The organism is Embleya sp. NPDC056575 (assembly GCF_042793325.1).
In the GTDB taxonomy this organism is placed as follows: Bacteria; Actinomycetota; Actinomycetes; order Streptomycetales; family Streptomycetaceae; genus Embleya.
Genome location: NZ_JBHTVA010000105.1, coordinates 19,389 through 30,267, shown reverse-complemented (window position 1 = coordinate 30,267; position 10,879 = coordinate 19,389). Strand labels below are relative to the sequence as shown.

The following is a 10,879-nucleotide window of genomic DNA, read 5'->3' as shown; positions in this document are numbered from 1 at the left end:
CCTCCCGGGTGCGGGAGGGGGCCGACGCGCGTCACGCGGTGGGAAACGGCGCCTCGGGCAGCTCGCGCGCCACCCGGGCGGCCAGCGCGCGCACCGCCGCGTCCGCCGGGAAGGCGCCCACCAATGCCTCGACGGTGCGCCGCAACCGTACGATCAGCCGCTCCGAGCGCACCCGGAAGGCGATCTCCAGGGCCGCCGCGGCCTGTTCCACCGCGGCCCCCGGGTTGCGCTCGATCAGGAACACGGTGGCCAAGCCCACCCGGGCGAGGGCCAGGCTGCGCACGTACTCGCCGGTGCCCAGGAGCAGCCGCACCGCCTCGTCCAGCCGATCCTTCGCCGGGGCGACGAACTCCGGCCTGGTGTAGGCGAGATCCCGAAACGCGTGACCGCTCTCGGCGAGCAGTTCGGCCCGGTCGAAGTAGCGGATCCAGTCCGGCTCGAACTCCGCCCTGGTGTCGGCCAGCGCCTGTTCGGCCAGCCCCAGCGCGCGCCGACATCGGTCCGCGTCGCCGAGCGCGGCATACGCGCGGCCCTCCAGCGCGTACAACATCGCCTGGAGCGCGGTACCGCCGGTGTCCCGGCTGCCGTATTGCGCCAGATGGATCAACTCCAGGGCGTCCTCGGACAGTTCGTAGTGGATCATCTGCCGTGACATCACCCCGAGCACATTGGCCCCGAACGGCGCGTCGTCGCACTCCTTCGCGGCGTGCAGCGCGAGCACCATGTACTTCTGCGCGCCCGGCTGCAGGCCGGTGTCGTAGGACATCCACCCGGCCAGCAGCGCGAGTTCGGCGGTCAGCCCGAGCAGCCGGGCGCGCACGGCGGGCGGATGTTCGTCGCGCAGCAGGTCGGTGAGCCCGTTGAGCTGCCCGATCACCGCCTTGCGCCGCAGTCCGCCGCCGCCCTGCATGTCCCAGCGCCGAAACAGCCGGACCGTCTGGTCCAGGTGCTCGGTCGCACCGGCCGGCAGCCGCGCGAAGCGCCTCGGCCTCGCGCCCCGCGCGCTCCCCGGGCGTCTCGGGACCACCGTGGGGAGCGATACCGGCAGCGGCGCCGACCACCGCTGCAGCGGCTCAACCAGGTCCCGACCCGCGGCCAGCCGCAGCGCGGGGCCGACGAACTCCTGGCGGCCCAGCAGCAGATCGCCGCGCGTGTACTCGCCGAGGATGTCCACCACCGTCTCGAAGGTCCACGGCAGGTCCACGCCGAAGTCGCCGTGCGGCTCGTCCGGCTCGCGCAGCCCGAGTTCGTCGATGCTGACCACGCGCCCGAAGCGCCGGGTGAACAGCTCGGCCAGGATCCGCGGTATCGGCTCGCGCGGCTGCTCGCCGTCCAGCCAGCGGCGCACCCGCGAGGTGTCGGTGCTGACGTGCGGGGCGGACATCGCCTTCGCGTGGCGGTTCACCTGGCGCGCCAGTTCGCCCTTCGACCAGCCGCTGCGCGCGAACCAGGCCGCGAGCCGATCGTTGGGCTGCCGCCCGCCGTCCGGCTCGGGTTCGTCGGCGCACCCGCCGTCCCGCGCTCGCGTCGTCGCCACCGCATCGCCCCCATGCCCTCAGCGGTCCGGCCGGTCAGGCGTCGGGCCCCGATGGGAAACCGTACGCGCAGGCCCGTTCGCCGAACGTATTCCGACTCGCGCGCAGGTGTCGGTCGATACCGCAAACGCCACGCTTCGCCACCCCGCGCGCCCGGGACGCGCTACGGGGGAGGCCGCGTTTGACTGATCGGCGACGCGGTGTCACCGACGCTGCCCGTTGCCGCCGTTCATATCGCGCGGACACCACGATCGTCGAGGTGACTTTATGCGATCACAGCGTAACCAAAAGTAATGAGTGCCGTTGGGGAGGACATGGACATCATGCTCGGATCGCGCCGGCGCACGCGGGCCGCACTGTGGCAGGCGGTGGCCGAGTTCGCGGAGGAACGCGGCTGGCCGGTGGCCCAGGGGGCACATCTGGTCCGCGACGGACGCGGCACCCACTGTTCGTGCGGCCGCCGTACGTGTGCCGCGCCGGGCATGCACCCGGCCGACCCGCACTGGTCCGAACGGGCGACCGCGTCGCCGGCGGCGGTGCGCTACCTGTGGTCGCAGTGGCCGGACAGCACCGTGGTGGTCCCCACGGGTCGGGCCTTCGACGCGATCAGCGTGCCGCGCGCGGCGGGCGCGCGGGCGCTGGTCCGCCTGGAACGTATGGGCACCCCGCTGGGCCCGGTCCTGGCCACCCCGACCGGCCGGCTGGCGTTCCTGGTCGCCCCCGGAGCCGCCGCCGAACTCCCGCACCTGCTCTACCAAATGGGCTGGGACGACGCCGACCTCGACCTACGCTGCCACGGCACGGGCGACTACGTCTTCGCCCCACCGTCCCCCATGGGCATGCTCGGCCCGGTCGAATGGATCCGCCCCCCGTCCCCGGGCACCCCGTTCCTCCCCGAAGCCCGCCTACTCCTGGGCACCCTCGCCTACACGTGCCACCGCCAGGACACACCCCCCACAGGCCGAGCCCTGTGGCTGGCCTCCTGACCCAACCTCCCAACACCGCCCGCCGCGGAGACGAAACCCAAACCCCAGCCCCCGGCACAGCCGGCCAAACCCAGCCCGTCCGGCGCTTGAGGACCCCCGGCCGGAGGCCACCAACCGGCAGCCTCCGGCACCCAAGGCACCAAACCCCCTCAGCCCGTCCGGCGCTTGAGGACACCCGAAACAGCCGGCAACGCAGCCTGAGCCAGCCAAACCCAGCCCGTCCGGCGCTTGAGGACACCCGAAACAGCCGGCAACGCAGCCTGAGCCAGCCAAACCCAGCCCGTCCGGCGCTTGAGGACCCCCGAAACAGCCGGCAACGCAGCCTGAGCCAGCCAAACCCAGCCCGTCCGGCGCTTGAGGACACCCAAAACAGCCGGCAACGCAGCCTGAGCCAGCCAAACCCAGCCCGTCCGGCGTTTGAGGACCCCCGGCCAGAGGCCACCAACCGGCAGCCTCCGGCACCCGAGGCACCAAACCCCCTCAGCCCGTCCGGCGCTTGAGGACAACCCGGCGCGAGCGAAGCCCAACCGCGGCCCGAAGACCCCGCGCGCTCCGCGCCAAACCGCGCCTACTCCCCAATGAGCGCGTCCACGAACGCCGACGGCTCGAACGGCGCCAGATCGTCCGGCCCCTCCCCGAGCCCGATCAACTTCACCGGCACGCCCAACTCCCGCTGCACCGAAACCACGATGCCCCCCTTGGCGGTCCCGTCCAGCTTCGTGAGCACGATGCCGGTGATGTCCACCACCTCCGCGAACACCCGAGCCTGGACCAGCCCGTTCTGCCCGGTCGTGGCATCCAGCACCAGCAGCACCTCGTCCACCGGCCCGTGCTTCTCCACCACCCGCTTGACCTTGCCCAGCTCGTCCATCAGCCCGGTCTTGGTGTGCAGCCGCCCGGCGGTGTCCACGAGCACCGTGTCCACGCCCTCGGCGATGCCCTCCTTGACCGCGTCGAACGCGACGCTGGCCGGGTCCCCGGCCTCCGGCCCCCGCACGGTACGCGCGCCCACCCGCTCGCCCCACGTCTGCAACTGGTCGGCCGCCGCGGCCCGGAACGTATCCGCCGCCCCCAGCACCACACTGCGCCCGTCGGCCACCAGCACCCGGGCCAGCTTGCCCGTCGTGGTGGTCTTCCCGGTCCCGTTGACGCCCACCACCAGCACCACGGCCGGCCGGTCGCCCGCCTCTCCCCCGGTGTGCCGGGCGGTCTTCAGCGTACGGTCCAGGTCCGGCCCGACCAGCGTGAGCAGCTCCTCGTGCAACAGCGCCCGCAGATCGGCCGGCGTCCGAGTGCCGAGCACCTTCACCCGGGTACGGAGCCGGTCCACCAGCTCCTGCGTGGACGCGACGCCGACGTCGGCGGTCAGCAGGGTGTCCTCGATCTCCTCCCAGGTGTCCTCGTCCAGGTGCTCGCGCGCGAGCAGGGCCAGCAGCCCCTTGCCCAGCGAGGTCTGCGAACGGGCCAGCCGGGCCCGCAGTCGGACCAGCCGACCGGCGGTGGGGTCGGGAATCTCCAGCGGCGCCGGTTCCGGCTCGGCCGGCACCACCACCGAGGTCTCCGGCAGGTCGACCGTGGCGACGGTACGCCGCGGCGCCTCGACGCTCGGCGCGGCCTCGTCACCGACACCCGGCTCGACCGGCGTGCGCGGCGGCGCCGGCGGGACGCCCTTGCGGCGCGAGCCGACCACGAACCAGCCGGCGGCGCCGAGGACGACAAGGGCAATGACGACGATCAGGATCACAGTCTCCATAGGACCTCCAGTCTCCCAGACCGCCCGGCGGCGAACCGCGACCGGCCGCCTCCGGCGGGTCCGCGCCCGGCGGGCGGTGCGATCACCCGGAGACCGTTGAATCCTGACACTGCGTCAGATAGCTTGCCGATGCCAAGCACCGTCCGGCCGACGACACGTGTCCGAGACGGCTCGGCCCGACCCGGAAGGTGTTCACGGTCCATGGCTGTCACGAATCTGCGGTTCAACCAGGTGCTCCCCGGTCTCGACCGGCAGGAGATGTCCGCCCGCTATCGGGCCACCGTCGAGATGGCGGCCTTCGCGGACAAGAACGGGTTCGACATGATCAGCCTGGAGGAACACCACGGCGCCGACAACGCCTGGAGCCCGTCACCCCTGAGCACCGCGGGCGCGATCTTCGGCGCCACCGAGCGCATCGGCGTGATCGTCTGCGCGCTGCTCGCCCCGCTCTACGACCCGATCCGGCTCGCGGAGGACATCGCCGTCCTGGACAACATCAGCGGCGGCCGGCTCTCCCTCGTCGCGGGCATCGGCTACCGGCCCGAGGAGTACGCGGCGCTCGGCAAGGAGTGGAAGCGACGCGGGAAGATCCAGGACGAGGTCCTGGAGACCCTGCTCAAGGCCTGGACCGGCGAGCCGTTCGAATACCGCGGCACCACCGTACGGGTGACCCCGAAGCCGTTCACCGACCCGCACCCGATGGTCATGGTCGGCGGCACCGCGAAGGCGTCCGTGCGCCGCGCGGTCCGGCTGCGCCTGCCGTTCTACGCGGCGGCGCCGATCCCGGAGCTGGAGCAGTACTACTACGAACTCGCCGCGGAGGAGGGCTTCGAGGGCGGCTTCGCGATCCTGCCGCCGGTGAAGACCCGGATGATCCACTGCACCGAGGACCCGGACAAGGCGTGGGCCGAGTACGGCGAATACTTCCTGCACGAGGCCACCACCTACGCCGGCTGGCAGACCCCCGACATCGCCTCCGTCGTCGAGTCGTCGGCCACCACCGTGGCGGCGCTGCGCGAGGAGGGCATCTACTGCTGCCTCACCCCCGACGAGTGTGTCGAGATCGGGCAGGTCGGCGGCCTCACCGACGCGCTGATCCTGCACCCGCTGGTCGGCGGCCTGCCGATCGACGCGGGCTGGGCCAGCCTGCAGCTGTTCAACGACAAGGTCATGCCGCGCAACGTCCCGGCGTGACACCCGCCGAGGGCCCCGCTCCGCCCCGGAGCGCGGCCCTCGTCCCGTCCGGGCCCACCGCATCGCCCCGGGCGTGTCTCAGCGCACCGCCCCGCTCATCGGCTCGGCGTGCTCCGTCGCCTCCCGCCGATCCTCCTGCCGCAACCGCTGGCTGATCACCGTCGTCACGCCGTCGCCGCGCATCGAGACGCCGTAGAGCGCGTCGGCGACCTCCATCGTGCGCTTTTGGTGGGTGATCACGATCAGCTGCGAACTCTCCCGCAGCTCCGCGAAGATCCCGATCAGCCGCTGGAGGTTCATGTCGTCCAGCGCCGCCTCGACCTCGTCCATCACGTAGAACGGACTGGGCCGGGCCTTGAAGATCGCCACGAGCAGGGCCACCGCGGTCAGCGAACGTTCGCCGCCGGACAACAGCGACAGCCGCTTGACCTTCTTGCCCGGCGGCCGGGCCTCGACCTCGATGCCCGTGGTCAGCATGTCCTCCGGGTCGGTGAGCACCAACCGCCCCTCGCCGCCGGGGAACAGCCGGGCGAACACCCCCACGAACTCCCGCGCGGTGTCGTGGAAGGCCGCGGTGAAGACCTGCTCGACCCGCTCGTCCACCTCCTTGACCACGGTCATCAGATCGCGACGGGTCTTCTTCAGATCCTCCAACTGCTCGGTCAGGAAGTTGTGCCGCTCCTCCAGCGCGGCGAACTCCTCCAACGCGAGCGGATTCACCTTGCCGAGCTGTACATGGGCCTTCTCCGCCGCGCGCAGCCGCTTCTCCTGCTCGGCCCGGACGTACGGACGCGGCCGCGCCTCGGCCGAATCCGGATCGCGCGTCTCGCCCTCGGCCGGCAACGACGCGGGCACGAGGCGGTCCGGGCCGTACTCGGCGACCAGGCCCTCGGCCTCGATCCCGTGCTCCTCCAACGACCGGGCCTCCAACTGCTCGACCCGCAACCGCTTCTCCGCCCGCACCATCTCGTCCCGGTGCACCGAGTCGGTCAACTTCTCCAACTCGGCGGCGAACTCCCGGGACCGACCGCGCTCGCGGGCCAGATCCGCCTCACACGCGGCCCGCGCCGCCTCCGCCGCCTCACGCTCACCGCCGGCCCGCGCCAACGACGCCTCGACGTGGCGCAACAGCGTCTCCGCGCCCACGAGCACCGCCCGCGCGATCCGCGCCTCCACCGCCAACCGCTCCCGGCGCCGCGCGGCCGCCGCGCGCGCCTCCCGCTCCGCCCGCGCGCCGCGGTCCAGCGTGTCGGCCCGACCCGCGAGCGAGCGCACCCGCTCCTCGTGGGTGCGCACCGCGAGCCGGGCCTCCATCTCGGCCTGCCGCGCGCCGCTCGCCGCGCCCGCGAGCCGATCGCGCTCGGCGTGGTCCGGCTCCTCGTCGCCCTCGGCCGCGTTGTACTCCTCGGCGCTCTCCAGCCGGGCCGCCAACTCCTCGGCCTTCGCCTCCTCCCGCCCCCGCGCCGCCTCGGCCGTGGCCACCGCGCCCGCCAACCGCTCGGCCTCGCCCGCCGCCGCCCGCGCCTGTCCGCCGAGCCGACCCAGCTGCTGCGCGGCCGCGGCCGCCCGGCGCTCCGCCTCGCGCCGCTCCGCCCGGGCCCGCTCGACCGCCGCCGCGGCCTCCCGCCGACCCGCCACCGCGTCGGCCAGCGCTTCCTCGGCCGCGGCGCACCCCCGGGTCAACACGTCCAGCCGCGCGGCCGCCTCGTCCACCGCGGCCTGCACCTCCAGCAGGCTCGGCGCACCGGCCGACCCGCCGGACGCGAAGCCCTCGCCGACCAGATCCCCGTCCCGGGTCACCGCCCGCACCCCGGGCACCGCCCTGACCAGGTCCGCCGCGGCGCCGAGGTCGTCGACCACCGCCACCCGATCGAGCAGCACGGCCAGCGCCCCGCGCAACGCCTCGGGTACGGCCACCAGCCGCGTCGCGTACACCGCGCCCGCCGGCAGCGCGGGCCACCCGTCCGGCCCCCCGGCCGCCGGCCCCTCCGCCGCGGCCCCGGCGAGCACCAGCGCGGCCCGCCCCGCGTCGTCCTTGCGCAGCAGCCGCAACGCGTCCACGGCCGGCTCCACGCCGTCCACCGCGACCGCCTCCGAGGCCGCCCCCAGGGCCGCCGCCACCGCCTGCTCGGCGCCGTGCTCCACGGTGATCAGCGCGGCCACCGTGCCGAGCACGCCAAAGAGCCGGTCACCGGCCGCGAGCAGCGCACCGCTACCGTCCCGGCGGCGCAGCGCCGGCTCCAACGCCTCCTTGCGCGCGGTCACCGCCGACCGCTCCCGCTCCACCGCCCGCTCCGCGTCTCGCGCCCCGGCCAACGCCTCCTCCGCGGCGGCCAGCGCCTCCTCGGCCGCCGCCAACCGGGCCTCGATCGCGGCAAGCCCCGACCCGCCGTCACCGTCCTCGGGCGAACCCTCGACCCCGAGCCGCAGTTCCTCGTACTCCTCGTGCGCCGCGACCGCCCGCTCCCGGGCCTCGTCCCGGGCGCCCGCCAGCCGCCCGATCTCGGCCTCCGCCGCGGCCACCCGGCTGCGCGCGGCGCCGACCTGTCCGACCAACCGGGCCAGTCCCTCCCTGCGGTCCGCGAGCGCCCGGGCGACCACCTTGAGCCGGCCCTCCTCGGCGACCAGGGCCCGCTCCAGCTCGCCGCGCCGCTCCACCGTCTCGGCCAGTTCGACCTGCGCCGACTCCAGCGCGGCGGCCAACTCCGCCTCCTGCTCGCGGATACGCTCGGCCTCGCGCTCCATCTCCTCCGGGTCGCGCCCCCGCCGCTCGTCGGCCGGCGCCGCACTCGCGTGCCGCAGCCGCTGGCCCGCGAGCCCCGCCGTCCCGCGCACCCGTTCGGCCAGCGCGGACAGCGTGTACCAGGTCTCCTGCGCCCGGGCCAGGCGCGGCGCCATCGCCCGCACCTCGGCCTCCAGTTCGGCCTCCCGGGCCTGGACCACGCCCAACTCGCGCTCGACCACCGTGCGTCGCTCGCGCAGCGCCGTCTCGTCGGCGACCTCCTCGGCCAGCGCCCGGCGCAGTCCCACCAGGTCGTCGGCGAGCAGGCGCAGCCGCGCGTCCCGCAGATCGGCCTGGATCGCCGCCGCCCGCCGGGCCACCTGGGCCTGCCGGCCGAGCGGCTTGAGCTGCCTGCGCAGCTCGCCCGTCAGGTCCTGGACCCGGTTCAGATTCGCCTGCATCGCGTCCAGCTTGCGCAGCGCCTTCTCCTTGCGCTTGCGATGCTTGAGAACGCCCGCGGCCTCCTCGATGAACGCGCGGCGCCCGGTGGGGTCGGCCTGCAACACCGAGTCGAGTCGGCCCTGGCCGACGATCACGTGCATCTCCCGACCGATCCCGGAGTCGGAGAGCAGTTCCTGGATGTCGAGCAGTCGGCAGGTGCTGCCGTTGATCTCGTACTCGGAGCCGCCGTTGCGGAACATCCGCCGGGTGATGGTGACTTCGGCGTAGTCGATGGGCAGCGCGCCGTCGGTGTTGTCGATGGTCAGGCTCACCTCCGCCCGCCCGAGCGGCGGCCGGCCGGCGGTGCCGGCGAAGATGACGTCCTCCATCTTGCCGCCGCGCAGCGTCTTGGCGCCCTGCTCGCCCATCACCCACGACAGCGCGTCGACCACGTTCGACTTGCCGGAGCCGTTGGGCCCGACCACGCACGTGATGCCGGGCTCGAAGCGCAGCGTCGTCGCCGACGCGAAGGACTTGAAGCCACGCAGGGTCAGACTCTTGAGGTGCACGCGACAAAAGGGTAGTCGGCGGTGCCCACACGAATGCCGCGCTCCGTCGACGGGACGGCGTGTCGAGTGCCCCGTATGGGGGTATCAAAAGCTGGAAGCGAGCGGGTGGGCGGGCAAGGGGGATCGGCGGGGACGACACACGGGGCGGTTGGCACAAACACCGGGCGCGCGGATCGACGGGCGCGCCGCACACGGGTCGCGAGGGGACCGAAGGATCGGGGCACGGGGTCGGAAACGACAAAGGGACGCCTGGAGGCGTCCCTGGTTATCGATTACGGACCTACGCTCGCGTCAGCGCGGGTTCCGCCGTGGAGACGTCGAAGCCGGCAAGCAGCTCGTCCGAAGCGGCGGCGTTGAGCGCGTCGTTGCGCTCCTGGGCACGGACAAGTTCCGTTTCCAGGTCACGAACACGCTGCTGGAGCCGTCGATTCTCGGCGAGCAGTCGGGGATCGGGGCCACCGACGTAACCGAGAAGCGCCTTCGCCATGAGAGGGTCCTCCACGCTGAAAATGAATGACCACGCAGATTCGCGGGTCTAAATGTGGCACCCGGCCGCAAGGCTCCTGATAGGGTGCGCGGGCTTCCAGCGTCGCATCAAAAGCGCAGGAGGTCAATATCATAACGGCACGATAACGGGACCTTCACCCGATCAACGCGGTTTTTCCGCGGACTGGGGCGACGGTCGTCGTGCTGGGTGTACGAGATCATCTTTCGACGTCGACGTCAAGAAGATTGCGGTTGTCCGCCAACTTCCGACAGCCGTGCCCTAGAGTCACACCGGCACCACACCCGTTCGGGTGAATCGACCTCCCCCTGCCGGAAGGTGACTCGACCCTCCATGGCCCGGCACAGTCGCACTCCGACGTCGGCACGCCCGCATCGACGACGCGCGAGGTCGCGACGGCGACGACTCGCGCCCCTGCTCGCCCTGTTGGCCGTACTCGCCGTGGGCGGGACGGTGGCCGGCATGGTCGTCTCGGAGCACGCCGGCGAGTCCTCCACGCGGCACGCGAGCGGCCCGGACGGCGACCGCGCCGGGCGACCCCTCGACGGATCGGGGCCGGCCGGCATCGCCGGAGCCGACCGCACCGGCGACGAGGCGTCCCGCAGCCTGCTGCCGGGCGCGGCGACCACCGGCCGCACCGCCCTGCCGGATCCCGGCGCCGGCACCGCCCCCGCGACGACCGCGCCGCCGAGCACCCCGAGCACCGCCGGCACCGGTACCGGCACGCCGAGCCCGAGCGCCCCGACGCCGAGCAAGCCCGCGGCGACGCCGTCCACGAGCGCGCCGAAACCGCCGAGCGACCCCGAGGAGCGGGTGCTCGCGCTGGTCAACGACGAACGGGCGAGCGCGGGCTGCGGCCCGGTCAAAAACGACGCGAAGCTGGTCGCGCTGGCCCGCGCGCACAGCGCCGACATGGCCGCCCGCGACTACTTCGACCACAACACACCCGACGGGCAGACCCCGTGGGACCGGGCCGCGAAGGCCGGCGTGAGCTACCTGGGCGCGGAGAACATCGCGCGCGGCCAAAAGACCGCCGACGCGGTGATGCGCGCCTGGATGAACAGCCCGGGCCACCGCCGCAACATCCTCGACTGCTCGCTCACCAAACTCGGCGTCGGCATCCACGAGGGCACCGGCGGCCCGTGGTGGACCCAGGATTTCGGCCGCTGACCCG

Annotated in this window: 7 protein-coding genes; 3 read left to right on the top strand and 4 right to left on the bottom strand. The window is 73.4% G+C overall.

Features of this window, described 5'->3' with window-relative positions; translation table 11 throughout:
• Window positions 1–31: 31 nt before the first annotated feature.
• Window positions 32–1,537 carry a hypothetical protein gene (locus tag ACFRCG_RS45105; protein ID WP_380042482.1) on the bottom strand — a complete coding sequence of 502 codons (1,506 nt, stop codon included), beginning with the start codon at window positions 1,535–1,537 and terminating at the stop codon, window positions 32–34.
• 291 nt (window positions 1,538–1,828) lie between these two features.
• On the opposite strand from ACFRCG_RS45105, the gene ACFRCG_RS45100 reads away from it, so the two are divergent.
• Window positions 1,829–2,521 carry a bifunctional DNA primase/polymerase gene (locus ACFRCG_RS45100; RefSeq protein WP_380042481.1) on the top strand — a complete coding sequence of 231 codons (693 nt, stop codon included), beginning with the start codon at window positions 1,829–1,831 and terminating at the stop codon, window positions 2,519–2,521.
• A 568-nt stretch (window positions 2,522–3,089) separates the two neighbouring features.
• Here the strand turns inward: ACFRCG_RS45100 and ftsY are convergent.
• Complete coding sequence (gene ftsY / locus ACFRCG_RS45095) at window positions 3,090–4,274, bottom strand: signal recognition particle-docking protein FtsY (RefSeq protein WP_380042480.1); 1,185 nt, start codon at window positions 4,272–4,274, stop codon at window positions 3,090–3,092.
• 201 nt (window positions 4,275–4,475) lie between these two features.
• Here ftsY and ACFRCG_RS45090 point away from each other — a divergent pair, with 201 nt between their 5' ends.
• Window positions 4,476–5,468: an LLM class flavin-dependent oxidoreductase gene (locus ACFRCG_RS45090; RefSeq protein WP_379995253.1), complete on the top strand. Its 993-nt coding sequence runs from the start codon at window positions 4,476–4,478 to the stop codon at window positions 5,466–5,468.
• Between the two features lie 78 nt (window positions 5,469–5,546).
• Here the strand turns inward: ACFRCG_RS45090 and smc are convergent, their stop codons facing one another.
• Together smc and ACFRCG_RS45080 are read right to left on the bottom strand one after the other, a co-directional pair.
• Complete coding sequence (gene smc / locus ACFRCG_RS45085; RefSeq protein ID WP_380042479.1) at window positions 5,547–9,200, bottom strand: chromosome segregation protein SMC; 3,654 nt, start codon at window positions 9,198–9,200, stop codon at window positions 5,547–5,549.
• Between the two features lie 280 nt (window positions 9,201–9,480).
• A complete protein-coding gene (locus tag ACFRCG_RS45080) occupies window positions 9,481–9,687 on the bottom strand; it encodes a hypothetical protein (RefSeq protein WP_380042478.1) in 207 nt (68 codons plus the stop codon).
• A gap of 444 nt (window positions 9,688–10,131) precedes the next feature.
• Between ACFRCG_RS45080 and ACFRCG_RS45075 the strand changes: the two genes are divergently transcribed.
• On the top strand, window positions 10,132–10,875 hold the full coding sequence (locus tag ACFRCG_RS45075; protein ID WP_380042477.1) for a CAP domain-containing protein: 744 nt from the start codon (window positions 10,132–10,134) through the stop codon (window positions 10,873–10,875).
• Window positions 10,876–10,879: the final 4 nt, after the last annotated feature.